This window comes from Dermacoccus abyssi, assembly GCF_003515945.1.
Classification (GTDB): domain Bacteria; phylum Actinomycetota; class Actinomycetes; order Actinomycetales; family Dermatophilaceae; genus Dermacoccus; species Dermacoccus abyssi.
In genome coordinates, this window is record NZ_QWLM01000007.1 from 22,592 (window position 1) to 48,006 (window position 25,415).

Below are 25,415 nucleotides of genomic sequence, written 5' to 3' on the forward strand. Positions count from 1 at the left end.
GCGGCCCGGTTCATCCAAGGTTCACCCCTGCGACGGGTGACGAACACCCGGAACGACACCGGTGTCGTTAGCGTCGCAAGGGAGGGGCGAGAACGCCTCTTGCAGCCCCACCGACGGCGGGGCGCACCGACGAGGGACCCGAGGATCGACGATGACTCTGGCGTACTCCAGCACGAACGGGGGCGCCACGGGCGTCCTCAATAGCCAACTTCTCGATGGCCACCTTCTCGAGCGCGACATCACGACGAAGGACGCCGAAACGGCCCCGCGTGACGGCGACGGACGGGCCGATACGGCGACGAAGACGTACGTGCTCGACACCTCGGTGTTGCTCTCCGACCCGCGGGCCGTGCTGCGCTTCGAGGAACATCACGTCGTGCTGCCGGTCGTCGTCATCACCGAACTGGAGGCCAAGCGCCACCACCCCGAACTCGGCTACTACGCCCGCGAGTGCCTGCGGTTGCTCGACGACATGCGCGTGACGCACGGGCGCCTCGACCACCCGGTGCCCGTCGGCAACGGTGGCACGCTGCGCGTCGAGCTCAACCACACCGACCCGTCAGCACTGCCTGCCGGCTTCCGCCTCGGCGACAACGACTCGCGCATCCTCGCGGTGGCGGCGAACTTCGCGGCCGAAGGCCACGATGTGACGGTCGTGAGCAAGGACCTGCCGATGCGCATCAAGGCCTCTGCCGTGGGGCTCGACGCCGACGAGTACCGCGCCGACGGCGTGCCCGACTCCGGCTGGACGGGCATCGTCGAGCGCACCGTGACCGCCGACGACGTGGATCGCCTCTTCGAATCCGGTCGCCTCGCGCTCGAGGACATCGAGGACCTGCCGCTCAACACGGGCGTCGTCCTGACGAGCGCCGGCGGGTCATCGTCCGCGCTCGGCCGCGTCATGCCCGGCGGTGTGCTCAAGCTCGTGCGCGGTGACCGAGACCTGTTCGGCCTGCACGGCCGCTCGGCCGAGCAGCGCATCGCCATCGACGTTCTGGGCGACCTCGACGTCGGCATCGTCAGCCTCGGCGGCAAGGCCGGCACGGGTAAGAGCGCGCTCGCGCTGTGCGCCGCGCTGGAGGCCGTCATGGAGCGTCGCGCGCACCGCAAGATCATCGTGTTCCGCCCGCTGTTCGCCGTCGGCGGCCAGGAGCTCGGCTACCTGCCCGGCAGCGAGAACGAGAAGATGGGCCCGTGGGCGCAGGCCGTGTTCGACACTCTCGGCGCCGTCGTGAGCAAGGAGGTTCTCGACGAGGTCATCGCCCGCGACCTCCTCGAGGTGCTGCCGCTAACCCACATTCGTGGGCGCTCGTTGCACGACGCGTTCGTCATCGTCGACGAGGCTCAATCGCTCGAGCGGAACGTCTTGCTCACGGTCCTGTCGCGCATGGGGCAGAACTCGCGCGTCGTCCTGACGCACGACGTCGCGCAGCGCGACAACCTGCGCGTTGGCCGTCACGACGGGGTTGCGGCCGTCGTCGAGAAGCTCAAGGGGCACTCGCTGTTCGCGCACGTGACGCTGACACGTTCGGAGCGCAGCCCGATCGCCGCGCTCGTCACGGACGTCCTCGCCTCCTGACGGCCGGATGATGCACGTCCTGTGAGCCGCTCGAAGTCGGCGGTGTGGCAAATAGCATCCGACGGGATGGAATCTGTACCGTGAACTGCGTCGCGCGCCCTGGGGGTGTGTGGCCGGACGGTGCGTGACGGGGACGACGCGCCGCCGACTCGATGTTGAGGAAGGCTCACTGTGCGTTTGATCCACCGCAAGGGATTCGCGGTCGTCTATTGGGTGGTCGCGTTCCTGGCCACCGTGCTCGCCATCATCGCCGGTGCTCGCTCGGGCGCCGGTGCTGCGCCCGAGTTCAGCGACGGATCGGGTACGAGCGTCGGCTCGCAGATTCTCTTCGGCCTCGGGGGCGCGGTGCTCGGTGGCCTCTTGGTCGCCGCGATCTTCGCCGGGGTCTGGATCGGCCTGTGGGCCCTCGACCGGCGCGCGAACCCCGAGTTCGACGACCGCGACGACTACGACACGCTCGACGACCTCGATGACGACTTCGACGAGGCCGAGCGCGACGCGCAGGACGAATCTGACGACGAGTTCGCCGAGGGAGACCGCAACTTCGTCGACGAACACGACCTCGACGGTGACGGACGCTCCGCCGTTCGCCGCTGACATCCCCCGACGAAGGCCCCGACTCGCGCGAGTCGGGGCCTTCGTCGTTGCCTGGCGCCGGCGCTCCGGAGCCAGGTTGTGTCAGAGCTTGCGCAGTTTGACGCTCTCGACGTGATGGTCGGCGCCCTTGCGCAGAATGGCGGTGGCGCGGTGCTTCGACGGCTGGACGTTGGCGACGAGGTTGGGCAGGTTGATGCTCTCCCAGATCGCGGTGGCACGGTCGACGGCCTCTTCGTCGCTCAGCTCGGCGTAGCGGTGGAAGTAGGAGTCCGGGTCGGCGAAGGCCGTGCCGCGCAGACGCAGGAAGCGGTCGACGTACCACTGACGGATGTCGCTCTCGCGGGCATCGACGAAGACGCTGAAGTCGAAGAAGTCGGAGACCGTGAGCGTCGAACGCGACGGTTGCCCCGGCGTCGGGATCGGCGGCTGGAGAACGTTGAGGCCCTCGACGATGAGGATGTCGGGCTGACGGACGACGACCTTCTCGTCCGGCACGATGTCGTAGACGAGGTGGCTGTAGACCGGAGCCTCGACCTCGGCCTTGCCGCCCTTCACCTCGGCGACGAAGCGCACGAGCGCGCGGCGGTCGTAGCTCTCGGGAAAGCCCTTGCGATCCATGATGCCGCGGCGTTCCAGCTCGGCGTTGGGGAAGAGGAAACCGTCTGTCGTGAGGAGTTCGACGCGCGGGGTGTCGGGCCAGCGGGCGAGGAGTTCGCGCAGAACGCGCGCCGTCGTCGACTTGCCCACGGCCACCGAACCGGCCACGCCGATGATGAACGGCGTCTTGGCGGGGCGCTCGTCGAGGAAGTCGCTCGTGATGCGGTGCAGGCTCTTCGTCGCGCCTGCGTAAAAGTTCACGAGACGGGAAAGGGGCAGGTAGACGTCCTCGACCTCCGCGAGGTCGATCCGCTCGCCGAGACCCGAGAGGCGACGCACGTCGTCGGACGTGAGGTCGATGGGGCGCGAGTCGTGCAGTCGGGCCCAGTCCTCACGGGTCAGTTCGACGTACGGGCTCGGAAGAGGAGGCAGATGCGGGCGACTCACCCCGTCATTGTGCCGTAGCCGGGGCGTGTCGGGGAGCCGGTGCGGCACAACGCAGCCCGGCGGGCCGCGCCGCGCGTTCCCGCGTATTCGTGCCGGGGCCGACGCCCCGAGTAAGCTGTCGCCCATGTGTGGAATCGTTGGATACGTCGGCCCGCGCGTCGACGAGCGCGCCCAGACCGTCGTCATGGAGGGTCTCGGGCGCCTGGAGTACCGCGGATACGACTCGGCCGGCATCGCGCTCGTGACCGGTGACCACGTCTCGACGGCGAAGAAGGCCGGCAAGCTGGCCAACCTGCAGGCCGAACTCGAGGCGAACCCGCTGCCCGAGTCGTCGACCGGTATCGGGCACACGCGCTGGGCCACGCACGGTGGCCCCACGGACGCGAACGCCCACCCCCACCGCGGTGGCGCGGACGGCAAGCTCGCCCTCATCCACAACGGCATCATCGAGAACTTCCACCCCCTGCGTAACGAGCTGCTCGCCGACGGCGTCGAGTTCGCGTCCGAGACGGACACCGAGGTCGTCGCGCACCTGCTCGCGAAAGCGTACAAGGGTGACCTGAGGGCCGCGATGCTCGAGGTCGTCAACCGCCTCGAGGGCGCCTTCACGCTCCTTGCCGTGCACGCCGACAACGCCGACCAGGTCGTCGCCGCGCGCCGCAACTCGCCGCTCGTCATCGGCCTCGGTGAGGGCGAGAACTTCCTCGGCTCCGACGTCGCCGCCTTCATCGGCTACACGAAGGAGGCCATGGAGGTCGACCAGGATCAGGTCGTCGTCATCACGCCGCAGAACGTCGAGGTCGTGAACTTCGACGGTTCCGCAGCTCAGGGCAACACCTTCCACGTCGACTGGGACGCCGCGTCCGCCGAGAAGGGCGGCTTCGACACCTTCATGGAGAAGGAGATCTTCGACCAGCCCGACGCCGTGCGCGACACGCTGCTCGGACGCACCGACTCCGAAGGTCGCCTCGCCCTCGACGAGATTCGCATCTCCGAGGACGAGCTCAAGAACATCGACCGCATCACCATCGTCGCCTGCGGCACCGCCGCGTACGCCGGCATGGTCGCCAAGTACGCCCTCGAGCACTGGACGCGCATCCCCGTCGAGGTCGCGCTCGCGCACGAGTTCCGCTACTGCGACCCGATCGTTTCCGAGCGCACGCTCGTCGTCTCGATCTCGCAGTCGGGCGAGACGATGGACACGCTCATGGCCGTCAAGCACGCCCGTGACCTGGGCGCGAACACGCTGAGCATCTGCAACACGCACGGTGCGACCATTCCGCGTGAGTCCGACGCCGTGCTCTACACGCACGCCGGCCCGGAGATCGCCGTCGCGTCGACGAAGGCCTTCCTCGCGCAGATCACCGCCTGCTACGTGCTCGGCCTGTACCTCGCGCAGCTGCGCGGCGGCACGTACGCCGACGACGCGAAGAAGGTCATGACCGAACTGCAGGAGATGCCGGCCAAGATCGACGAGCTTCTCGGCCACCTCGACCGCGTGCGCGAAATCGCCCGCTTCATGGCCGACACGCGCTCGGTGCTCTTCCTCGGCCGCAACGTCGGCTACCCGATCGCCATGGAGGGCGCGCTCAAGCTCAAGGAGCTCGCCTACATCCACGCCGAAGGCTTCGCCGCCGGTGAGCTCAAGCACGGCCCGATCGCGCTGATCGACGCCGGCCAGCCCGTGTTCATCGTCGTGCCCGGCCCTGACACCCCGCACGGTCTGCACGGCAAGGTTGTCTCCAACATCCAGGAGATCCGCGCTCGCGGCGCTCGCACCCTTGTCATCGCCGAAGAGGGCGACGAGGCTGTCGTGCCGTTCGCCGACGAGGTCATCCGCATCCCGAAGTCGGCTCCGCTGCTCGCACCGCTGCTCGCCATCGTGCCGCTGCAGGTGTTCTCGCTGGAGCTCTCGACGGCTAAGGGCCTCGATGTCGACCAGCCGCGTAACCTCGCGAAGTCCGTCACCGTGGAGTGACCTTCTGTTTCGCTGAAAACCGCGTCGACCCTGTGGGGCGGCGCGGTTTTCGTTTTGTGGGGTTTGGGTGTGGGGGATGGGCGGCGTGATCGCCTGCCATGCCCATGGGCGGGACGGCGAAGTTGGCGAGATGGATGGTGCTGGCTTGGGTGCCTGGAGACGTGTCCGCTCGCCTTCTTGCGGCACGTCGCTGGTGCTTGGGTTGCCTGTCTTTTGGTCGCCGGCCGTGGGTGCTTGGTGCGCGCGTCGTCTTCGTTGGCCTGGTTCCTACTCGGGCGATTGGTCGCGCAAGTGGGGACGTATTCGGCTCGGGGGTACCCACTTGCGCGACGTTTCGCGCTTGTGGGGAACAGCCACTGTTGGGGGCGGCGCGGCCGGGCTACCGTCAGCGGACTTCTTCGGGCGTGGATGTGGTCGGCTGGGGTGCCGGGAGACGTGTCTGCTGGCCCTCTTGGGTCACGTCGCTGGTGCTTGGGTCGCCTGTCTTTTGGTCACCGTTCGTGTGCTTGTCATGGACGCGCACTGGCCCCCGTTTGCTTGGTTCCTACTTGGGCGGTTGGTCGCGCAAGTCGGGACGTATTCGGCTCGGGCTTCCCCACTTGTGCGATGTCTCGCGCATTTGGAAAGTCATTATGCGTGTGTTGCTCCTGCGCGTCCGCGCGCCCCGGGTCGACGCCGGCTCCGTGATCCGGATGCTGAGCCCGGTGCCCACGGAGCTGACGGTGCGCGTCGCGGAATGTCTGGGCGGACCGCGAAATTGTGGGGAGTGCCCCCTACACATGTTCGAACAAGTGTACTAGAATGAGTTCATGGAACAGCACCTCGAGATAACCGCCGACGCGGTGTCTCGCATGCCTCGCGAGCGGTTGCTCGCTGCATGGACGGTGCTCACCGAAGCTGTGGTCGAGCAAGCCCTCGTGAGCGTTTCGCCGCTGCTCGATCTGCCCGAGATCGGCGCGTCGCTGGACGAGCGCATCACCGAGTCGGTGGAGACGGCTCGCCAGCTCGAAGGTGCGGCCGCCGCGGTCCTCACGATCTCTCGTTCCGCTGATGCACTCGTGCGCGTCATGGCCGCCGAGCACGCCGAAGCAGTGCGGCAGGTCGAGGCGCTGGAGTTCGAGCACCTGCGCGACGTTTCGTACCCGCTCGCTCCGGGGGAATTCGCCGGCGACAGCTTCGGACCGGCCCTCGGCATGAGTTCCGGTGCAGCAGGCGCCATGGCCGATGACGCCGCGCAGCTGCGTTGCAGGCACTCCGAACTGCTTCGATCGGCCCTTCGCGGTGAGGTTCGCTTCGCCACGGTTGCCGCGATCGCGTCCGAGCTCGAACATGTCGAGGCTCCCGATCTCGACGAAGTGAACCGCCTTCTTGCGGCCGGCAGTATCCCGACGATGACGGTCGAAGGCGCCCGCCGGCAGACGAAGCGCCTCCTGCGGTCACTCGGTCTGGCGCGGCCCGTTGATCCCGTTGAACAGCGCCGCGAGATGGGCGTGTGGTTCTCCCCGCACCTCGAGTTCGACCAACTCACCGAAATGCGTGTCGTGCTCGACTCGGTCGATGCCGCAACGGTGCGAGCCGCCATCGACGCGAGGGCGCAGTTCCTGCGCGACAACGCGCCGAGAAGTGGTGACGGAGCCGGCCACGGGCTCTTCGCCGGTCCATCCCGCGCCGACGCCCTCGTCGACCTCCTCCTCGGTCAGGCCACCGTCACCACGACATTGCACCTGCGCGTCCCCGTGCGCCCACCGACGTCATCGCCCGCTGAACCTCTGTCGTCGCGGTCTGTTCTCGCTCGCGCGCACGGCTCTACCGGATGCTCCGGGGAGAACTCTGCCCGCAAGAACGCGGCGGCGTGGTTCGGCGACGACGTTCGCATGCCCTTCGGCGACGTGGAGGTGCCCGGAGTCGGAATCGTCGATGCGGCCACGGTTCGTGCGCTGGCCGGGGCAGTCGGCACGAAGTTCGTCTCTGAATTCGTGGCCGTCGACGGCGAGCGCGTCACAACGCTGGCGACGGTGACCGATTCGTACCGACCGGCGACGCTGGTCGAGCGCACGGTGAAGACGCGTGACGGGCACTGCCGCTTCCCGTACTGCACCCGCCCGGCCGACGTCACGGACGTCGACCACGTGATTCCCTTCGCCGAAGGTGGCGCGACGAGCCCGGCCAACCTCCAGTGCCTGTGCCGTCACCACCACCGCGCCAAGACGTTCGGCGGCTTCGCGGTCGTCATGCAGGCGGACGGCGAGTGCCTCTGGGAGTCGCCCACCGGCCACCGTTGGCTGACTCTCCCCAGCGGCCCGACGCTGCCGCAGCCGGCAGTCTTCACCGCTCCAGCGGCCTGAAGCGCAATTGACAAAGGGGCGCCACCTTCAGGCGGCGCCCCTCGTCGAGATCAGTCAGCTCATCGGCCGGGCGATGACGTCCTGGTTGCAGCTCACGGGCACGCTTCGTCCAGCTTGGCCACCGTGAACGTGACCTCCAAGTCGCTTGTCACAGTGCTTCCGGGCGCCGGAGACTGAGAGCAGACGTGCCAGTTCGAGTCGTTGATCTGGGGGCGTCCAAGCGCGAGAGCGTCATCGGACAGGGAGATGTAGAACGGGTCACCTGAGACGCTCTGGATGTGGTCCTGTGCAGCCTGAAGGCCCTTGCCGACCTCGCTCGGCATAATGAACGGAGCCATCGTGGTGGTTGAGCTTTCACTGGTCGAGCCCGACGGCGTCGAGGTCTCACTCGTTTCCTGCGCCGATGCTGACGAGGTGGACGAGGTAGACGCGGGCGCAGCCGCGGGTGCGGTGGTGGGCTGCGTCGTACTCGGTGCCGCCGACGTCGTGGACGACGTGCTCGGCTGTGTGGCCGCGGCGGTGTTCTGGTCGTCCTTCGGCGCGAGGCTACCGATCAGGACGAGTGCTGCGAACGCACCGGCGCCGATCATGACCCACTTCTTCTACCAGAACGGCGTCTTGGCGGGGGCCGCCTCCATAGCGCGAGGGAAGGTGTTCGTCTGGCGTGCCACGGGTAGCGGCTGCGTCTGGGTGGGTGTGGTGCCGTTCGGCGCCGTGTGCGAGGTCCACGCGTGGCCGTCCCAGTAGCGCTGCTGCTGGGCATTCTCCGGGTCTGGATACCAACCGGCGGAGAACATGTTGTCTGACATTCAATTCCTCTCGAGAGCGACGCCGAGCGAGCGCCAACCCAAGATGTTACCTGCGAGTAGGCGCTTGGATTCCAACGAGGGGGAAAGGCCTCCATCGCACGGCAGGGCCGACGTGGTTGACTGGCGAAATGATCGTTGGAGTGGGAATCGACGTCGTCGAAATTGACCGGTTCGCGCAGAAACTCGCAGACACCCCGGAGATGCGTGACCGGCTGTTCACGCCGAGCGAGCGCGACCTGCCGATCCGCTCATTGGCCGCCCGCTTCGCAGCGAAGGAAGCGCTCAGCAAGGCGCTCGGCGCGCCGCCCGGAATGAGCTGGCAGGACGCCGAGGTCGACAAGAACAGCGACGGCCAGCCCTACTTCCGCACCGGCGGCACCGTTGAAGCTCGCATGAGCGCGCTCGACGTCGACGCGCTTCACCTCTCGCTCACCCACGACGGTGGCATCGCCTCCGCCGTCTGCATCGCGGAGGGCTGACATGGCGGATGACGACCTTCGCCAGGAGAACAACCCCGCGTCTACGCCAGACGGATCGGGACGGCTGAGCCCGAACGATGGCGGTCGGTGTGACGACAGCGCGGGGGAGGTTCAGGACGCGGATGGTGCCGCTGCTGCCTGGCGGGACGACCTCGACGGCGGCATTCGAGCAGCGTGGTCGGTTGACGCCGTACGCGCTGCTGAGAAAGCCACGGGCGACGACTTCACCAACGGCGCTCTGATGCAGCGAGCCGCGAGGGGGCTCGCAGACATCGTCAGCCGTGAAGTTGTCGAACTCGAGCGGCGGGGCGTGACGTCGCCGCGGGTCGTGGTCCTGGTTGGGCCCGGAAACAACGGTGGTGACGCGTTGTACGCTGCCCGCGACCTCGCAGTTGACGGCATCGAGTGTCTGGCTCTCCTTGTCGCCGACAAGGCACACGTCGACGGCGTTGCCGCAGCGCGTGCAGCGGGCGTCGACGTGGCCCGGTACGAGTCCGCCTCCCACAGCGGCGCGGAGCCCGAGGGCGGCGGCCGTGAGAACGCCCATGCGCTCGCGCACGCCGACCTCGTCGTCGACGGCATCCTCGGAATCGGCGCCGATCCCGGGCGCGCTTCGACCTGGCAGGAACTCGCCGACCTCATTCCGATCCAGGCATTCGTGGTGGCCGTCGACTGCCCCACCCCAGGATTCCGTGCCGACATCACCGTCACCTTCGGCGGGCCCAAGACCTCGCTCATGCTGGCACCCGCCGCGAACGGACGAATTGAGGTGGCCGACATCGGCGTCCACCTCCCCCTTGGCGAACGGGAAGCCATGCGACTGTCCGGTACGGACCTGGCGCACTTGTGGCCCGTGCCCGGACCGCGCGATCACAAGTACACGCGCGGAGTGGTGGGTCTCGCGACGGGTAGTGACGCGTTCCCGGGGGCCGCGGTGCTCGGTGCCGTCGCGGCGGTGACGGCAGGAGCCGGGATGGTGCGCTACGTCGGGCCGCGTCGCGCACAGGACGCCGTCACGGCGGCGGCGCCGGAGGTCGTGCACGGCAGTGGTCGCGTGCAGGCGTGGGTCGTGGGCTCCGGAATCGACGGGCCGAGTGAACGCGAGCACGAGAGCGACCGCTACGACTCCGCCATGGCCGCTCTGCGCTCCGAGGAACCCGTCGTCATCGACGCGGGAGCGCTCACCTGGTTCGAGCCCGGTGTCCGCCCTGAAGGGGCCCAGACCGTCATCGCCCCCCACGCCGGCGAGCTCGCGACGCTCCTGCAGTCGCGCGACATCGACGTCGAACGCTCGACAGTCGAAGCCGACCCCGTCACGTGGGCTCGCCGTGCCGCCAACGAGACGGGCGCGACCGTCCTGCTCAAGGGCGGCGTCACCGTCATCGCCTCGCCCGGCGAAGGCCCGGTCACCATCGAGAACCGCGCCCCGCACTGGCTCGCCACCGCCGGAACGGGCGACGTGCTCGCCGCGCTCCTCGGCGTCCTGCTCGCGGCCGGTCTCGAGCCCAGGAGCGCCGCCGCACTCGCCGCGTACACCCACGGACGCGCGGCGCACCTCGCCAACCCGGACGGCCCCGTCCGCGCCCTCGATGTCGCCACGTCGCTGGGACGCGTCGTCTCAGAACTGGTCGCCGAACAGCGGCGGGTGCACGAGGAACGCCGTGCGGGACGCTTCCCGCGCTAGTGAGAGACTGAGTCGCTATGAACGTGCCCGCCGCCGACGCCCCGACGCCGTCCGACCACCCCGCTTGGCTCGCCTTCGAAGGTGCGCAGGCCCGCGTCGTCGTCGACCTCGACGCCATCGTGCGCAACGCCACCACGCTCAGGGCGCGAGTGGGCGACGCCCAGCTCATGGCTGTCGTCAAGGGTGACGCCTACGGCCACGGGCTCGTGCCGACGGCCCGCGCCGCGCTGCGTGGGGGAGCGACCTGGCTGGGAGTGGCGCAACTCCACGAAGCCACCGCACTACGCGACGCCGGCATCGACGCCCGCGTGCTGTGCTGGCTGCTCGCGCCCGGCTCCGACTTCGAAACGGCGATCCGCCGCGACATCGACCTCGGGGTCTCGTCGGCAGCCATGATGCGCGACGTCGCGATAGCCGCCGAGGCCGCCGGGCGTGTGGCCCGTGTCCACCTCAAGGTCGACACCGGCATGGCCCGCAACGGCGCGTACGGCGACCAGTGGCCCGAGCTCGTGGCCGCCGCCCGCGAGGCGCGGGGGAGGGGCCTCGTCGAGGTGGTCGGTCTGTTCACCCACTTCGTCCGCTCCGACGAACCGCGCCACCCCGAGGTCGCCGCCCAGATCGACCGCTTCCGCGCCGCCGAAAAGGACTGTGACGACGCCGGATTTCACCTTGAGGTGCGGCATATGGCGAACTCCGCCGGCGCGATCTTCGTGCCCGAGTCGCGCTTCGACCTCGTGCGCGTCGGCCTCGCGCTCTACGGCCTCTCGCCCGCGCCGGACCTCGCCGCGCCCCAGGATCTCGGTCTTGACCCCGCAATGTCGGTGACGGCCCACGTCGCCGTGACGAAACGCGTCCCCGCAGGCCAGGGCGTTAGTTACGGCCACACCTACGTCACAGATGCGGAAACGACCCTTGCCGACATTCCCGCGGGGTACGCCGACGGCGTGCCGCGCCACGCGTCGAACAAGGCTCCGGTCATGGTGAACGGCACGATCGGCCACATCGCCGGCCGCGTGTGCATGGACCAGTTCGTCGTCGACATGGGTGACGCCGCAGTTGAGCCCGGCGACGAAGCCGTTCTCTTCGGACGTGCAGCCGACGGGACACCCGGGCCCACCGCGCAGGAATGGGCCGACGCCGCCGACACCATCAGCTACGAAATCGTCACACGCATGAGCATCCGCCTGCCACGCATCTACTGCGGTGACCTGAGCGAGGAACTCACCCGATGAGCGACGACCTACGCCTGCGCGGCACCCGCTACTTGCCCGACGCCCAAGCCACCGCCGACCTCGGACGTGCACTCGCCCGCATCGTTCGTCGCGGAGACGTCATCGTCATGACGGGCGACCTCGGGGCAGGGAAGACGACGACCACGCGCGCTCTCGGCGAAGCGCTCGGTGTGCGCGGTGACGTCACGAGCCCGACGTTCGTCATCGCCCGCGAACACCCCTCGCTCGGTGACGGCCCGGCCCTCGTCCACGTCGACGCCTACCGCCTCGGCGGCTTCGGCGAACTCGACGACCTCGACCTCGACACCTCGCTCGACGACGCCGTCACCGTCATCGAATGGGGCGCCGGCATGGCCGAGGCGCTCTCCGACGATCGCCTTCACCTCACGTTGACGGGCCTCGACGACCGCACCGCGACGATCGAGACGGCCGGGGAACGCTGGGCAGACATCGACCTCGCCTCCGAACTGGGACTCGACTGACGCACGCAACGCCGCACGGCACCGCCGTCGAGGCGCGTGTGATCGGCGCAGTTGCCGGGCCTCGATAAGCTGGGTCGGTGCTTCTCGCGATCGACACCTCCACCTCGGCCGTCACGGCCGCGCTCCACGACGCCGAAAAGGTTGTGGCGCGCACCTCGACGATCGACGCGCGTCGGCACACCGAGATCCTCGCTCCGGCCATCGACGCCATGATGCGTGACGCCGGTGTCGCACCCGCCGACCTCTCCCGCGTCGCCGTCGGTGTCGGCCCCGGCCCGTTCACCGGTCTGCGCGTCGGCATCATGACGGCCATGACGTTCGCGTACGCCCTCGACCTTCCGGTCGGCGGTCTGTGCTCCCTCGACGCCCTCGCGTACCGCGCCCGACGTTCCGGCATGACGGGCCCGCTGCTCGTCGCCACGGACGCGCGCCGCAAGGAGGTCTACTGGGCCCGCTACGACCTCGACGCCGACCGCATCGCGCCGGGTGAACCGGCCGTCGACAAGGCAGCCGTCGTCGCCGAGCACGTTGGAGACATTCCCGCGATCGGTCGCGGAGCCCAGCTGTACAGCGACCACCTGCAGGACGCCACCGGCGGCCACGAGGACCTCCTCGACGTCGACGCCGCCGACATCGCCGCGCTCGCCATCGAACGCGTCATGGCGGGGGAGCGCCTGCTGACCACCGAGCCGCTCTACCTACGTCGCCCGGACGCCGTACCCGCCGCGGCCGCGTCCAACGCCCGGGTCCTCGGCAAGTGAACGCCACGACCACCGACGCCCCGGCGAGCGTCCGCCTGCGCGACGCGACCTGGCGGGACATCGAGACCCTCGCGCGTCTCGACGCCGAACTCTTCGATCACGACGCGTGGAGCGAACCGACGTGGTGGGCCGAGTTCGCCGAGCGCCCGCGTCGCCAGTACGTCGTCGCCGTCGCAGGTAACGAGGACGCGAACGAGACCGTGCTGGGCTACGCCGGCCTCGACGCGGGCGGCAGCGCGGTCGACGTCATGACGATCGCCGTCACCCATGCGGCCCGCGGCACAGGCGTCGGAAAGCGCTTGCTCACCCACCTTGTCGACGCCGCGGCGGCGACCGGCGCCGAGGCTCTCCTGCTCGAGGTGCGCGCCGACAACGAGCCCGCCCTCGGCCTCTACGAACGATCCGGCTTCGAGCGCCTCACTCTGCGCCGCCGCTACTACCAACCCGGTGACGTCGACGCCGTCATCATGCGCAAACTCCTGGAGACCTCATGAGCATCACCACGACTCGGGGGCCGCTGGTTCTCGGCATCGAGAGCTCGTGCGACGAGACGGGCATCGGCATCGTGCGCGGCACCACCCTGCTCGCCAACGAGGTGGCGAGCAGCATGGATCTGCACGTCCGCTTCGGCGGCGTCGTGCCCGAGATCGCGAGCCGCGCCCACCTCGAGGCGATGCTGCCCTCACTGCGTCGCGCGTGCGACACCGCCGGAGTGAAGCTCACCGACGTCGACGCCATCGCCGTCACCGTCGGGCCCGGCCTCGCCGGCGCGCTCATGGTCGGTGTCGCCGCCGCGAAGGCACTCTCCGTGGCCCTCGACAAGCCGCTGTACGGCGTCAACCACCTCGCCGCGCACGTGGCCGTGGACATCCTCGACCACGGCCCGCTGCCCGAGCCGACCATGGGTCTGCTCGTCTCCGGCGGGCACACGAACCTGCTCTACGTGCCGGACATCGCCACCGACGTGCGCAGCCTCGGCAACACGATCGACGACGCGTGCGGCGAAGCGTTCGACAAGGTCGCCCGCGTGCTCGGCCTGCCCTACCCGGGCGGCCCGAACATCGACAAGGCAGCCCAGGGCGGAGACTCGAAGGCCATCGCGTTCCCACGCGGGCTCTCGACGAAGAAGGACCTCGAGAAGCACCGTTACGACTTCAGCTTCTCCGGCCTCAAGACGTCCGTGACGCGCTGGGTCGCTACCCGCGAAGCCGCCGGGGAGCCGGTACCTGTCGCCGACGTCGCCGCGTCCTTCCAGGAAGCCGTCGTCGACATCATCACGAAGAAGGCCGTCATGGCCTGCCGCGACTACGAGTGCAACAACCTCATGGTCGGCGGCGGCGTCTCGGCCAACTCCCGTCTGCGTGCGCTGCTCGAAGAACGCTGCGGCAAGGCCGGCATCGCCATCCGCGTGCCGAAACTCAGCCTGTGCACCGACAACGGCGCCATGGTGGCCACGCTCGGGGCACACCTCGTCGCGAAGGGCATCGAGCCGTCCGCGCTCGATGTGCCCGCTGACTCCTCGATGCCGATCGGACAGGTGATGGGATGACGACCACGATGTCTGCCACGACCACGCTTCGGGTGCGCTTGACGGCGCTCGCCGCCACGGGCGCACTCGCTCTCGCCGGCTGCAGCGGTGGCTCGCCCGACGGAGACAAGCCCTCGACCGGCGCTTCGAGCTCCTCGAAGAGCGGGTCCGGCAGCTCCTCCCAGGGCCAAAACCGGACGAGCGCCGACGCCGGACTGCCGACGGAGGCCGAACTCGCCCAGGCGAAGAAGGACGTCGAGAAGCTCACGACGAAGCAACTCGCGGGGCAGGTCATCGTCGGGTACTACCCGGGTTCGCAGAGCGAGGCGGCTGCCGCGGCGATCCGCAAGGACGGCCTCGGCGGCGTCATCATCATGGGCGACAACGTGCCGCAGGACGTCACGGCCGGCCTGCCTGCCATCACCTCCGCCGCGCAGCAGGCGATGAAGGACACGGGACGCTCGTGGCCCGCCGTCATCGGCATCGACCAGGAGGGCGGCCCCGTCGCGCGCATCAAGGCGCCCGTCACGCAGCTGCCCGGCGGTATGGCGTACGGCGCCGCGGATGACGCCGAACTCGCCGCGAAGATCTCCAAGGGCCAGGGCCAGGAGTTGCGAGCCCTCGGCGTGACGATGGTGTTCGCCCCCGACGCGGACGTCACGGTCGGCCCGCAGGATCCGACGATCGCCGTCCGCTCGCCGGGCAGCGACCCGCAGCGCGTCTCGCGCGCGGTGAACGGGCAGGTCAAGGGCTTCCAGGAGGCCGGTCTCGTGCCGGTCATCAAGCACTTCCCGGGCCACGGCTCGGTGACGACGGACACCCACGTCGACTACGCGGTGCAGTCGCAGCCGGTCTCGGCGCTCACCAAGCGCGACTGGGTGCCGTTTGCCAACGCCGTGAAGGCGGGGGCACCCGCCGTCATGACCGCGCACATCGTGCTCAAGGACGTCGACCCGAACGTGCCCTCGACCCTGTCGCACAAGGTGCTCACGGGCGAACTGCGCGACAAGCTCGGTTTCAAGGGCCTCGTCGTCACCGACGGCATGAACATGGGCGCCATCGTGAAGAAATTCGACAAGGGCGGCGCCGCAGCCGTTTCAGCGCTCAAGGCGGGCGCCGACGTCGTGCTCATGCCGGCCAACGCCACCGCGTCGGTCGCCGCCATCGAGAAGGCCGTGGCCTCGGGTGAGCTGACGCGCGAACGGCTCGTGGAATCGGCTGCCCGTATCGTCGCGACGACGCGGCACCAGCAGGTCAAGGCTCCGGCGACGAATGTCGTCGGCGCGCACGGCGAGGACGCCGAGCACTTCGCGCGAGAGTCGATCACCCAGCTCGGTGGCTCATGCGACAGGCCGCTCGTCGGCAAGAGCGTCCGCCTCGACGGCGGATCGACCTCCGACCGCGCGGAACTGACGAAGGCCCTCTCGGCCCGCGGCATCACGGTCGGCTCGTCCGGCACACGCGTCTCGCTCATCGCCGGTGGGTCGTACAACGCAGGTAAGGCGTCGGCCGACGGCGGCTCGGAAGCCGATTCCGCTGGTGGTTCGGGTGCCGGTTCCTCGACGAAGGCCGGCGTTCAGGTCGCGCTCGACACCCCGTACGTCCTCGCCTCGCGACCGGCCGGAGCCGTCGGTCTCGCGACGTACGGCGACACGCCGTCGACGTTCGCGGCGCTCGCGGACATCCTTGCGGGCAAGGCCAAGGCGGGCGGCACGCTGCCGGTTGCCGTCGGTGACAACGAGGTGGGCGACTCGGCCTGTTCGTGACTTCGCGCGCTGTTTGAAGCTCCAGCCCCTTGAGTCAGGGGGCGGGTTCAGTTCGGGGGCAGCGGCGGTCGTCCAGGTGCGACCTGTGGCAGGTCAGGTCAGGCAGGCTCCACGACGAGGGCAGCACGCTCGCCGTCGAGGTTGACGAGCACGACTGTCATGGCCCGGGAGCCCTTGAGCTTCAGTTGGCGACGCAGGGCGTCGGCGTCGAGGTCGACGTCGCGCTTCTTGATCGTGAGGCGTCCGACGTCGTGCGTGCGCAGGTAGGAGCGGAGTGTTTTGACGTGCAGCGGAACGGCGTCGAGCACCCGGTATGCGCGCCCGAGAAGACCGATGTCGGTGAGCGCGTCGGCGGTGACGTACCCGTACCCGGCCGTGAACTCGCGCCCGTCGACGGCGTTGAGCAACGCGCCGACGAGACCGCTACGCGTCAACGCTTTGTCGGCCTCGTAGAAGAAGGCGCCGAGGTCGGCGCGACGCGCGAGGGCCCCCGAGGCGTCGGCAGCGTCGGGCGTCGTGACGTGGCGAAGCTCGACGCTGTCGCCGCTGCTGTCTGCGTTGGCGGAACCGTCGGCGCGCTTGTCGGTCGGCCGCACGATCGTCGCCGTCGTGCCTTCGTCGCGAACGGCCTGGCCCCACCAAAGCGTCGCTTCGACGAGGTCGCCGGCGTACGAGACGAACTCCGCCTCGCAGTCGGGCGGGATGTCGCCGTGCGCGAGGCCGGGGGAGAGTTTGGCGCCGGCAGCCGGGGCATCAGCGGCGAGTTGCTGGACGAGTTCCCAGTCGGGCGAGAGCGCGGCTAGGGAGAAGGTTCGCTTGGTTCGGCCGTGGATGTCGGCAACGCCCGGGATGCGCCGGGCAGGGTCGAACCACCACGCGGCGTCCGGGGCTTCCCGGCGGAGTTCGGGTGCGAGGTCTTCGAGCAACCCCGTCTCCACGCGTGAGGCGGGGTAGGGCGCCAGGTTGTGGCGAGCGAGTTCGGCCGTCGTCGGGTCGGCTTCCACGGCAATGACGTCGAGGCCGGCACGAGCAAAACCGACGGCGTCCGCGCCGATGCCACACCCGCCGTCGACCACGCGTGAGGCGCCGGACGACCGCAGACGCTCGGCGTGCAGAGCCGCCACGGCCGAGCGAGTGGCCTGCTCGAGGGCGTCCGGGGTGAAGAACATCCGCTCGGCATTCGCGCCGAACTTCGTGACGGCCTTCGCCCGCAATCGGCTCTGCGTCAGCGCGGCGGCGACGAGTTCGGGGAGTAGTCCCGATCCCGCAATCGGGAGGTGAGCGCGACGGCGTTCTTCTCGTCGTAGGGCGGCAGCGATGCGAGCAGTTCACGACCCTCGTCGGACATGAGAGCGTGCGCGGCGGCGGCATCCATGGGCTCATTCTTTCAGGCGAACTTCCAACCAAGACCCGCCCCGCCTGTGCGCCCTGAGCGAACGCCGACCCTCCACCTGGCACTCGGCTTGACCGAGTGCTAACCGAGCAATAAATTCGGAGTTAGCACTCACCCCTGGGTAAGTGCCAGCGAGCACGTCACCTCGACCCCCGCGACGGCGAGGCGGCAACGCGCGCTGTCATGCCACACCACGTGGCGTGGGCAGGGGTGGACAAGCATCCGTCACGTCCGCGCGAGCGGACCGTCGCAACAAGGAAGGTGCCACCGTGTCGGTGAACATCAAGCCGCTGGAAGACCGCATCGTCGTCAAGTCCGTCGAGGCCGAGAAGACCACCGCGTCCGGCCTCGTCATCCCGGACACCGCCAAGGAGAAGCCCCAGGAGGGCGAGGTCATCGCCGTGGGCCCGGGTCGCGTGGACGACAACGGCAACCGCGTTCCGGTCGACGTCGCCGTGGGCGACAAGGTCATCTACTCGAAGTACGGCGGCACCGAGGTCAAGTTCGGTGGCGAGGAGTTCCTCATCCTCTCCGCTCGCGACGTGCTCGCCGTCGTCGCCTGACGATCCCACTCCGTGCGCGCATGCCCCGGCCGTGGCCCACGTCGGCCCGCCGGGGCATTGCGTTCCCTCCAGCCGCACGTGAACTCACGCAGCAGGCTCCCGTTCCACGCCGCCTCGCGCGGTATCAACAAGAGAGGTTGAATCATGGCCAAGACCCTCGAATTCAACGACGACGCGCGTAAGTCGCTCGAGCGCGGTGTCGACGCGCTCGCCAACGCCGTCAAGGTGACCCTCGGCCCGAAGGGCCGCAACGTCGTCATCGACAAGTCCTGGGGCGCCCCCACCATCACGAACGACGGTGTCACCATCGCCCGTGAGGTCGAGCTCGAAGACCCGTACGAGAACCTCGGCGCGCAGCTCGCCAAGGAGGTCGCCACCAAGACGAACGACGTCGCCGGTGACGGCACGACGACCGCCACGGTTCTCGCCCAGGCCCTCGTCAAGGAAGGCCTGCGCAACGTTGCCGCCGGCGCGGCCCCGGCCGGCCTGAAGCGCGGTATCGACAAGGCCGTCACCGCCATCAACGACCAGCTGCTCGCCGACGCGCGCCCGGTCGACGGCAAGGACGATTACGCCAAGGTCGCTTCGCTCTCCGCCCAGGACGCCACCATCGGTGGCCTCATCGGTGAGGCGTTCGACAAGGTCGGCAAGGACGGCGTCATCACGGTCGAGGAGTCCTCCACCGCCGAGACGAAGCTCGAGTACACCGAGGGCATGCAGTTCGACAAGGGCTACCTCTCGCCGTACTTCGTCACCGACCCCGAGCGCATGGAGGCCGTTCTCGAGGACGCCTACATCCTCATCAACCAGGGCAAGATCTCGAACGTGCAGGACCTGCTGCCCGTCCTCGAGAAGGTCGTCCAGTCCGGCAAGCCGCTGCTCATCATCGCCGAGGACATCGAGGGCGAAGCCCTCTCGACGCTCGTCGTGAACAAGATCCGCGGCACGTTCAACGTCGTCGCCGTCAAGGCCCCCGGCTTCGGTGACCGCCGCAAGGCCATGCTGCAGGACATCGCCATCCTCACCGGCGGCCAGGTCATCGCCGAGGAGGTCGGCCTCAAGCTCGAGGCCGCCGACCTCGACGTCCTCGGCCAGGCTCGCCGCATCCAGGTGACGAAGGACTCCACGACGATCATCGACGGCGCCGGCCAGGGCGACGCAGTCGAGGGCCGCGTCAAGGAGCTCAAGGCCGAGATCGAGCGCACGGACTCCGACTGGGACCGCGAGAAGCTCCAGGAGCGTCTTGCGAAGCTCGCCGGCGGCGTCTGCGTCATCGGCGTCGGTGCACACACCGAGGTCGAGATGAAGGAGAAGAAGCACCGCATCGAGGACGCCATCGCGGCCACGCGCGCGGCCATCGAGGAAGGCATCGTCGCCGGTGGTGGCTCCGCCGTCATCCACGCCGCCTCCGCGCTCGACTCCCTCCAGCTCGAAGGTGACGAGGCCACCGGCGCCACGCTCGTCGGCAAGGCCATCGCCGAGCCGCTGCGCTGGATCGCCGAGAACGCCGGTCTCGAGGGCTACGTCGCCGTCTCCAAGGTGCGCGAACTGCCCGTCGGCCAGGGCCTCGACGCCGCCACCGGCGACTACATCGACCTCGTCGAAGCCGGCATCATCGACCCGGTCAAGGTCACGCGCTCCGCACTGACCAACGCCGCCTCCATCGCCTCCATGGTTCTCACGACCGACACCCTCGTCGTCGAGAAGAAGGAAGAGGAAGAGGCACCCGCGGCAGGTCACGGCCACACGCACTGATCTCCCTCGCGCCGTCTTCCGGCGCGCGGGGTTCCGGGCTCGCAGGCTCGCCCGGAACCCCGCGCGCTCGGTGCGACAGCGCTTCGGGGCTTGAAAGACGCCCCTCCCACGAGCAAGCTCGCGGGAGGGCGTCTTTCTGCGCGGTCTGCTTCCAGCGTGGGTGCGTTGAGCGAGAGGGTTGCGGCTTTGCGCGTGGCCCGGTTTCGTTGGGGGAGAGGGTCGCGGCTTTGCGAGTGGCCCTGGTTACAAGGCGATGCGGAGGCGCCTGTGTTCGGCTGTCAGCGCCGGGTGACGCGCACGCACTCGTCCTCAAGGCACACCACGGCGCCGACCGGAATCTGGGCGCTACGGCGCGTGTCGACCTCGCCGTCGACCGTCACGAGGCCCTCAATGATGACGATGCGCGCCTCGGCGCCGTCCTCCACGAGGTTGGCCAACTTGAGCAGCTGACCGAGCTTGATGGCTTCGTCGCGAATCGGAACGTCTACGGGTGAGTTCATGGCCACATTCTCGCACCGAACTCGCCGTGCACCCCGTGGTGTGGTTACCGTGGGGGCCGCAACCGCTGACCGTGAACCGCGCACATCCGTGACTGGAGTAGGCCATGGCGCTCGAAGGTGGATACATGGGAGGGGCCTCCTGGCCCCAGGTGTCCCATGCCCGCGCGCGTGTAACGAACCTACCGTCCACGCCGATGTCATCCGAGGAAGCGCCGATGCGCGACCTCGTGGCTGCCGCTCAGGACAACGATCCGGCAGCACGACACCAACTCCTCGACGACGTTCACCGGATGGCGTTGCGCTACGCGTCAGCCCGTCTCGGCGCTTTCAGCGCCTCGCGTGAACTCGCCGCCGACGCCGCTCAGGAGGTGTGCGTGGCTGTCCTGCAGGCGCTTCCGCGCTACGTCGAGCGCGGCGTCCCCTTCGAGGCCTTCGTCTACTCCATCTGCTCGCGCAAGGTGGCCGACGTGCAGCGAGGCGCCTTCCGCGCGGCTGTGCCCACCGACGAGATCCCCGAGGGCGTCGACCTGTCGACCGGCCCCGAGGAGATGGCCGTCAGCGGCGACACCGCCAAGCGCCTCTCGATGCTCATGGGCGGCCTGTCCGAACAGCACCGCGAAATCCTGACGCTCCGCGTCGCCGTCGGCCTCTCCGCCGAGGAGACCGCCCGCAGCCTCGGCATGACGGCCGGCGCCGTGCGCGTCGCCCAGCACCGCGCGCTCGCGAAGCTGCGCAAGCTGCACGACGCCTCCGGCCAGGAGTTGAGGTGAGCCACGTGAACGACGCATCCCGCGACACGAATCTCTTCGAGATCGCCCGCGACGACGAACTCCTCGACGTCCTCGGCGCACGCCTTTTCGACGCGGACGAGTCCAACGCCGACACGAACATCGACGCCGGCACCTACGAGCCGGACGATGTCGCTCACATGCTCGCCGCCTGGGCACAGGACATCGACGACGAGGCCGAGGCCACGTTCACGGTCGAGCCCCGACGCGTCACGCGGGCAGCTCGCGCCGCCTACGCGGTGTCCAATGAGGCCGAGTCCGTCGAACCCGGACCTGTCACGGCCGCGCCGCGCCCTCGCGGCGGCACGTACAGTGCCTCGGGCGACGGCCGAGTGGCCGCTGCTCTCGGCCGCGGATGGTGGGGCCTGGCCCCGGCTGCCCGCGTGCGAACCGGCGCTACGGCCGCTGCAGCGGGTCTCGTGCTCTCCCTGTCCGCCGTCGCCGCCGCTGTCGGTGGGGCACGCCTACCGTCCCTCGACTCCTTCACGCTCAGTTCGACGAAGGCTCACAACCCCTCCGTGCTGGCCGATGAGGTGCCTCGCGCCACGGCGACCGACGCACCAGCAGCGCCGCAGAAGCCGGCGAAGAAGCGTGTCGAGGCGCTGCCGGATCGCACGGACGGCCACGCCGAGGGCGCTGCGCGGCCCCGCACGTCCGCCGCTCCGAAGGAAACGGCACCGAGCGACTCCTGGCCTCGGGTCGAGCAGCGCCGTACCGGTCTCGACCGCTCGGTCGTCGCCGCGACCCGAATCGACCGTCAGCGCCCGGCGGTACCGACGTACCGGCCCAACACGGGCACCCGACCGACGCAGGCGCCGAGCACGACGCGTCCGCCGCGTCCGACGACGCCGCCCTCGCCGTCGTCCACGCAGCCGCCGACGACCACGAAGCCGAGCACGCCGTCCACCCCAGGTCCGTCGACGACGTCGCCGAGCACCGGTCCCTCGGGTTCGACAGGCACGTCGGGCTCCTCGAGTTCCTCGGGCTCGCCCTCCACGACGAAGCCGACCCCTCGCCCCACCTCGAGCGTTTCCCCGAGGTCGACACGCGGCTCACACAAGGCCTCCTCCGGAAGCGGTGCGCTGACGAAGGCGGAGAAGAAGACGCGCAACCGGTTCAGGTACCTCATGCCGAGGCCGTCGATCGAGGCGTCCTCAACGCCTCTCGAGCCGAGCGCTACGGCGGAGCCGGTGCCGAACGAAACCGCCACGCCGACGCGCTAGGTGAGAATGCGCACAACGCTGAGCGCGCGGCGCTGGGCGCGCGTGCGCGTGACCTAGAATCGATGAATGGCTTTCGGCTCTGACAACGGCACTGAGATTCCCCCGAAATTCGCGACGCTCGGCCTCACCTACGACGACGTCCTTCTCCTTCCCGGGGAGACCGATGTCATCCCCTCGGAGGTCGACACCACCGCGCAGTTGACGCGCGAGATCAAGCTCAACATCCCTCTCGTCTCTGCAGCGATGGACACCGTCACCGAAGCGCGCATGGCCATCGCCATGGCCCGCGAGGGCGGCATGGGCGTGCTGCACCGCAACCTGTCGATCGAGGATCAGGCCTACCAGGTCGACCTCGTCAAGCGCACTCAGACGGGCCGTATCACCAACCCCGTGACGATCGGCCCCGACGCCACGCTCGAAGAGCTCGACGCCATCTGCGGCGAGTACCGCGTCTCCGGTCTGCCGGTCGTCGAGGGCGACAACAAGCTCATCGGCATCATCACCAACCGCGACCTGCGCTTCACGCCCGTCGCCGAGTGGGCCGGAACGAAGGTGCGCGACGTCATGACGACGCAGCTCATCACCGCGCCCGTCGACATCTCGAACGAGGACGCCACCGCGCTGCTGCGTCAGCACAAGCGCGAGCGTCTGCCGCTCGTCGATCGCGACGGCCGCCTCGCCGCGCTCATCACGGTCAAGGACTTCGTGAAGTCCGAGCAGTTCCCCAACGCCTCGAAGGACGCCGACGGCCGCCTCATGGTCGGTGCCGCCGTCGGGTACTTCGGTGAGGCGTGGGAGCGTGCCACGACGCTCATCGACGCCGGCGTCGACGTGCTCGTCGTCGACACGGCGCACGGCCACGCACGCCTCCTGCTCGACATGATCCGCAAGCTCAAGGCCGACCCGGCCACGAAGAACGTCCAGATCATTGGCGGCAACGTCGCCACCCGCGCGGGCGCCCAGGCGCTCGTCGACGCCGGTGTCGACGCCGTCAAGGTGGGCGTCGGGCCGGGCTCGATCTGCACGACGCGCATCGTCGCGGGTGTCGGCGTTCCGCAGGTCACCGCGATCCACGAGGCCGCCCAGGCCTGCGGCCCCGCCGGCGTGCCGGTCATCGGCGACGGTGGCTTGCAGTACTCCGGTGACATCGCGAAGGCCCTCGTCGCCGGTGCGTCGTGCGTCATGGTCGGCTCGCTGCTCGCCGGGACGGAGGAGTCGCCGGGCGAGGTCGTGCTCATCAACGGCAAGCAGTTCAAGGCCTACCGCGGCATGGGCTCGCTCGGTGCGATGAGCTCGCGCGGCAAGAAGTCGTACTCCAAGGACCGCTACTTCCAGGCCGACGTCATCAGCGACGACCAGCTCGTGCCCGAGGGCATCGAGGGTCGCGTGTCGTACAAGGGCCCGGTGAGCAACGCGGTGCGTCAACTCGTCGGCGGCCTTCACCAGTCGATGTTCTACGTCGGTGGCTCCACGATCCCCGAGCTGCAGGAGCGCGGCCAGTTCGTCCGCATCACCGCGGCCGGCCTCAAGGAGTCGCACCCCCACGACGTCCAGGGCATCGTCGAAGCGCCGAACTACTCGATCCGCTGACGACGCCTCGGCCCACTTTCGAGCGCCTCACCTTCACGACGAAGGTGAGCGCTCGTGTGTTGAGGCGGGCATACCCACATGCGCGAGATCTCGCACGAATGGGAAGAGACGTGCGCGGTTGGTCCCCACTTGCGCGACATTCCGCGCTTGTGGGGAAGCGGGCGCCCGCAGGTACGCTGGGTGGGTGACTGAGATCGAGATCGGCAAGGGCAAGCGCGGCCGTCGCGCGTATTCACTCGACGACATCGCCGTCGTGCCGTCGCGCCGCACGCGTGACCCCCGCGAGGTGTCGACGTCGTGGCAGATCGACGCCTACCACTTCGACCTGCCCGTCATGGCAGCGCCGATGGACTCCGTGATGTCGCCCGCCACCGCCATCGAGTTCGGCCGCCTCGGCGGTCTGCCCGTGCTCGACCTCGAGGGCCTGTGGACGCGCTACGAGGACCCGGAGACGCAACTCGCCTCCATCGCCACGGTCGACCCGGCCGAAGCCGTCGCCCGCATGCGCGAGATCTACGACGAGCCGATCAAGCCCGAGCTCATCCGCGACCGCCTCAAGGAGATCCGTGACGCCGGCGTCACCGTCGCCGGCGCCCTCACGCCGCAGCGCACCCAGGAGCACTGGCGCACCGTCGTCGAGGCCGGCGTCGACGTCTTCGTCATCCGCGGCACCACGGTCTCCGCCGAGCACGTCTCCGGCGACGCCGAGCCGCTCAACCTCAAGCGCTTCATCTACGAACTCGACGTTCCCGTCATCGTCGGTGGTGCGGGCACGTACACCGCAGCGCTGCACCTCATGCGCACCGGTGCGGCCGGCGTGCTCGTCGGTTTCGGCGGCGGCGCGGCCCACACCACGCGTCGCACGCTCGGCATCCACACGCCCATGGCCACGGCCCTCTCCGACGTCGCCGCAGCCCGTCGCGACTACCTCGACGAGTCCGGTGGCCGCTACGTCCACGTCATCGCCGACGGCGGCGTCGGCACCTCCGGTGACATCGTCAAGGCCGTCGCCTGCGGTGCGGACGCCGTGATGCTCGGCGCCGCGCTGGCTCGCGCGACCGAGGCGCCTGGTCGCGGATTCCACTGGGGCCCCGAGGCGCACCACAGCCAGCTGCCGCGCGGTGAGCGCGTCGAGGTGGGCACAGTGGCGAGCCTCGAGGAGATCCTCAACGGCCCCGGCCGCGGCGCCGACGGCACCACCAACATCGTCGGTGCCCTCAAGCGCGCCATGGCCACCACCGGCTACTCCGACCTCAAGGAGTTCCAGCGCGTCGAGGTCGTCGTCGCGCCGTACCAGCGTTCCTGAGGCACACTCACGA

General features: G+C 69.2%; 24 protein-coding genes. 18 read left to right on the forward strand and 6 right to left on the reverse strand.

All coding sequences use genetic code 11. The annotated features are described in order from the left end of the window. Positions 1–151 precede the first annotated feature (151 nt). Complete coding sequence (locus D1832_RS07435; RefSeq protein WP_118913298.1) at positions 152–1,579, forward strand: PhoH family protein; 1,428 nt, start codon at positions 152–154, stop codon at positions 1,577–1,579. Between the two features lie 171 nt (positions 1,580–1,750). Further along, positions 1,751–2,176 (forward strand): hypothetical protein, encoded by a 426-nt coding sequence (locus D1832_RS07440; protein ID WP_118913299.1) that lies wholly within the window; start codon positions 1,751–1,753, stop codon positions 2,174–2,176. A gap of 81 nt (positions 2,177–2,257) precedes the next feature. Here D1832_RS07440 and coaA read toward each other — a convergent pair whose 3' ends face one another. Further along, positions 2,258–3,220 (reverse strand): type I pantothenate kinase, encoded by a 963-nt coding sequence (gene coaA / locus D1832_RS07445; RefSeq protein WP_241510913.1) that lies wholly within the window; start codon positions 3,218–3,220, stop codon positions 2,258–2,260. A gap of 124 nt (positions 3,221–3,344) precedes the next feature. Here coaA and glmS point away from each other — a divergent pair, with 124 nt between their 5' ends. Both glmS and D1832_RS07455 read left to right on the forward strand, forming a co-directional pair. Further along, complete coding sequence (glmS, locus tag D1832_RS07450) at positions 3,345–5,198, forward strand: glutamine--fructose-6-phosphate transaminase (isomerizing) (protein WP_118913301.1); 1,854 nt, start codon at positions 3,345–3,347, stop codon at positions 5,196–5,198. 809 nt (positions 5,199–6,007) lie between these two features. After that, entirely contained in the window at positions 6,008–7,543 is a 1,536-nt protein-coding gene (locus tag D1832_RS07455) for an HNH endonuclease signature motif containing protein (RefSeq protein WP_118913302.1), read from the forward strand. 92 nt (positions 7,544–7,635) lie between these two features. Here D1832_RS07455 and D1832_RS07460 read toward each other — a convergent pair whose 3' ends face one another. Together D1832_RS07460 and D1832_RS07465 are read right to left on the reverse strand one after the other, a co-directional pair. Continuing rightward, entirely contained in the window at positions 7,636–8,133 is a 498-nt protein-coding gene (locus D1832_RS07460) for a hypothetical protein (protein WP_118913303.1), read from the reverse strand. Positions 8,134–8,145: 12 nt separating this feature from the next. After that, positions 8,146–8,352, reverse strand: a complete 207-nt coding sequence (locus D1832_RS07465) for a DUF2510 domain-containing protein (RefSeq protein ID WP_118913304.1) — start codon at positions 8,350–8,352, stop codon at positions 8,146–8,148. Between the two features lie 128 nt (positions 8,353–8,480). On the opposite strand from D1832_RS07465, the gene D1832_RS07470 reads away from it, so the two are divergent. The 8 genes from D1832_RS07470 to D1832_RS07505 all read left to right on the forward strand — a co-directional run bounded on the left by D1832_RS07470 (position 8,481) and on the right by D1832_RS07505 (position 16,284). Then, entirely contained in the window at positions 8,481–8,831 is a 351-nt protein-coding gene (locus tag D1832_RS07470; RefSeq protein ID WP_118913305.1) for a holo-ACP synthase, read from the forward strand. 1 nt (position 8,832) lies between these two features. Next, positions 8,833–10,515, forward strand: a complete 1,683-nt coding sequence (locus D1832_RS07475; RefSeq protein WP_241510914.1) for a bifunctional ADP-dependent NAD(P)H-hydrate dehydratase/NAD(P)H-hydrate epimerase — start codon at positions 8,833–8,835, stop codon at positions 10,513–10,515. A gap of 17 nt (positions 10,516–10,532) precedes the next feature. Next, positions 10,533–11,747, forward strand: a complete 1,215-nt coding sequence (gene alr / locus D1832_RS07480; protein WP_118913306.1) for an alanine racemase — start codon at positions 10,533–10,535, stop codon at positions 11,745–11,747. Further along, the gene (tsaE, locus tag D1832_RS07485) at positions 11,744–12,229 is read left to right on the forward strand and encodes a tRNA (adenosine(37)-N6)-threonylcarbamoyltransferase complex ATPase subunit type 1 TsaE (RefSeq protein ID WP_118913307.1); all 486 of its coding nucleotides are present in this window, start codon (positions 11,744–11,746) and stop codon (positions 12,227–12,229) included. The genes alr and tsaE overlap by 4 nt, the downstream gene beginning before the upstream one ends. Before the next feature lie 77 nt (positions 12,230–12,306). After that, positions 12,307–12,990 carry a tRNA (adenosine(37)-N6)-threonylcarbamoyltransferase complex dimerization subunit type 1 TsaB gene (gene tsaB, locus D1832_RS07490; RefSeq protein ID WP_118913308.1) on the forward strand — a complete coding sequence of 228 codons (684 nt, stop codon included), beginning with the start codon at positions 12,307–12,309 and terminating at the stop codon, positions 12,988–12,990. Then, the gene (rimI, locus tag D1832_RS07495) at positions 12,987–13,484 is read left to right on the forward strand and encodes a ribosomal protein S18-alanine N-acetyltransferase (RefSeq protein WP_047311782.1); all 498 of its coding nucleotides are present in this window, start codon (positions 12,987–12,989) and stop codon (positions 13,482–13,484) included. The genes tsaB and rimI overlap by 4 nt, the downstream gene beginning before the upstream one ends. Next, positions 13,481–14,539, forward strand: coding sequence for a tRNA (adenosine(37)-N6)-threonylcarbamoyltransferase complex transferase subunit TsaD (gene tsaD, locus D1832_RS07500; protein ID WP_118913309.1), 1,059 nt, complete (start codon positions 13,481–13,483; stop codon positions 14,537–14,539). The genes rimI and tsaD overlap by 4 nt, the downstream gene beginning before the upstream one ends. Next, on the forward strand, positions 14,536–16,284 hold the full coding sequence (locus D1832_RS07505) for a glycoside hydrolase family 3 protein (protein ID WP_118913310.1): 1,749 nt from the start codon (positions 14,536–14,538) through the stop codon (positions 16,282–16,284). Before tsaD ends, D1832_RS07505 begins: the two co-directional genes overlap by 4 nt. Before the next feature lie 98 nt (positions 16,285–16,382). On the opposite strand, the gene D1832_RS07510 is transcribed toward D1832_RS07505, so the two are convergent. Next, complete coding sequence (locus tag D1832_RS07510; RefSeq protein WP_241510915.1) at positions 16,383–17,498, reverse strand: class I SAM-dependent methyltransferase; 1,116 nt, start codon at positions 17,496–17,498, stop codon at positions 16,383–16,385. Positions 17,499–17,509: 11 nt separating this feature from the next. Beyond that, positions 17,510–17,659, reverse strand: a complete 150-nt coding sequence (locus D1832_RS15770; RefSeq protein ID WP_241510916.1) for a hypothetical protein — start codon at positions 17,657–17,659, stop codon at positions 17,510–17,512. 287 nt (positions 17,660–17,946) lie between these two features. Between D1832_RS15770 and groES the strand changes: the two genes are divergently transcribed. Both groES and groL read left to right on the forward strand, forming a co-directional pair. After that, entirely contained in the window at positions 17,947–18,240 is a 294-nt protein-coding gene (gene groES / locus D1832_RS07515) for a co-chaperone GroES (protein ID WP_118913311.1), read from the forward strand. Positions 18,241–18,384: 144 nt separating this feature from the next. Next, a complete protein-coding gene (gene groL / locus D1832_RS07520; protein WP_118913312.1) occupies positions 18,385–19,995 on the forward strand; it encodes a chaperonin GroEL in 1,611 nt (536 codons plus the stop codon). Positions 19,996–20,273: 278 nt separating this feature from the next. Here groL and D1832_RS07525 read toward each other — a convergent pair whose 3' ends face one another. Then, complete coding sequence (locus tag D1832_RS07525) at positions 20,274–20,495, reverse strand: RNA-binding S4 domain-containing protein (protein WP_118913313.1); 222 nt, start codon at positions 20,493–20,495, stop codon at positions 20,274–20,276. A gap of 194 nt (positions 20,496–20,689) precedes the next feature. Between D1832_RS07525 and shbA the strand changes: the two genes are divergently transcribed. The 4 genes from shbA to D1832_RS07545 all read left to right on the forward strand — a co-directional run bounded on the left by shbA (position 20,690) and on the right by D1832_RS07545 (position 25,402). Continuing rightward, positions 20,690–21,265: an RNA polymerase sigma factor ShbA gene (gene shbA / locus D1832_RS07530; protein WP_225910837.1), complete on the forward strand. Its 576-nt coding sequence runs from the start codon at positions 20,690–20,692 to the stop codon at positions 21,263–21,265. A gap of 5 nt (positions 21,266–21,270) precedes the next feature. After that, a complete protein-coding gene (locus D1832_RS07535; RefSeq protein WP_147362637.1) occupies positions 21,271–22,506 on the forward strand; it encodes a hypothetical protein in 1,236 nt (411 codons plus the stop codon). 66 nt (positions 22,507–22,572) lie between these two features. After that, positions 22,573–24,096 (forward strand): IMP dehydrogenase, encoded by a 1,524-nt coding sequence (gene guaB, locus D1832_RS07540; RefSeq protein WP_118913315.1) that lies wholly within the window; start codon positions 22,573–22,575, stop codon positions 24,094–24,096. Positions 24,097–24,280: 184 nt separating this feature from the next. Next, complete coding sequence (locus D1832_RS07545; protein WP_118913316.1) at positions 24,281–25,402, forward strand: GuaB3 family IMP dehydrogenase-related protein; 1,122 nt, start codon at positions 24,281–24,283, stop codon at positions 25,400–25,402. Positions 25,403–25,415 lie beyond the last annotated feature (13 nt).

Excerpts from the sequence above, each read along its gene's own strand:
- D1832_RS07460 (WP_118913303.1), bottom strand. The coding sequence starts at position 8,133 with ATGATCGGCGCCGGTGCGTTCGCAGCACTCGTCCTGATCGGTAGCCTC.
- D1832_RS07475 (WP_241510914.1), top strand. The coding sequence starts at position 8,833 with ATGGCGGATGACGACCTTCGCCAGGAGAACAACCCCGCGTCTACGCCA.
- glmS (WP_118913301.1), top strand. The coding sequence starts at position 3,345 with ATGTGTGGAATCGTTGGATACGTCGGCCCGCGCGTCGACGAGCGCGCC.
- D1832_RS07470 (WP_118913305.1), top strand. The coding sequence starts at position 8,481 with ATGATCGTTGGAGTGGGAATCGACGTCGTCGAAATTGACCGGTTCGCG.
- alr (WP_118913306.1), top strand. The coding sequence starts at position 10,533 with ATGAACGTGCCCGCCGCCGACGCCCCGACGCCGTCCGACCACCCCGCT.
- guaB (WP_118913315.1), top strand. The coding sequence starts at position 22,573 with ATGGCTTTCGGCTCTGACAACGGCACTGAGATTCCCCCGAAATTCGCG.
- groL (WP_118913312.1), top strand. The coding sequence starts at position 18,385 with ATGGCCAAGACCCTCGAATTCAACGACGACGCGCGTAAGTCGCTCGAG.
- D1832_RS07455 (WP_118913302.1), top strand. The coding sequence starts at position 6,008 with ATGGAACAGCACCTCGAGATAACCGCCGACGCGGTGTCTCGCATGCCT.
- D1832_RS07525 (WP_118913313.1), bottom strand. The coding sequence starts at position 20,495 with ATGAACTCACCCGTAGACGTTCCGATTCGCGACGAAGCCATCAAGCTC.
- D1832_RS07505 (WP_118913310.1), top strand. The coding sequence starts at position 14,536 with ATGACGACCACGATGTCTGCCACGACCACGCTTCGGGTGCGCTTGACG.
- D1832_RS15770 (WP_241510916.1), bottom strand. The coding sequence starts at position 17,659 with ATGGATGCCGCCGCCGCGCACGCTCTCATGTCCGACGAGGGTCGTGAA.
- tsaE (WP_118913307.1), top strand. The coding sequence starts at position 11,744 with ATGAGCGACGACCTACGCCTGCGCGGCACCCGCTACTTGCCCGACGCC.
- tsaD (WP_118913309.1), top strand. The coding sequence starts at position 13,481 with ATGAGCATCACCACGACTCGGGGGCCGCTGGTTCTCGGCATCGAGAGC.
- shbA (WP_225910837.1), top strand. The coding sequence starts at position 20,690 with ATGTCATCCGAGGAAGCGCCGATGCGCGACCTCGTGGCTGCCGCTCAG.
- D1832_RS07465 (WP_118913304.1), bottom strand. The coding sequence starts at position 8,352 with ATGTCAGACAACATGTTCTCCGCCGGTTGGTATCCAGACCCGGAGAAT.
- D1832_RS07435 (WP_118913298.1), top strand. The coding sequence starts at position 152 with ATGACTCTGGCGTACTCCAGCACGAACGGGGGCGCCACGGGCGTCCTC.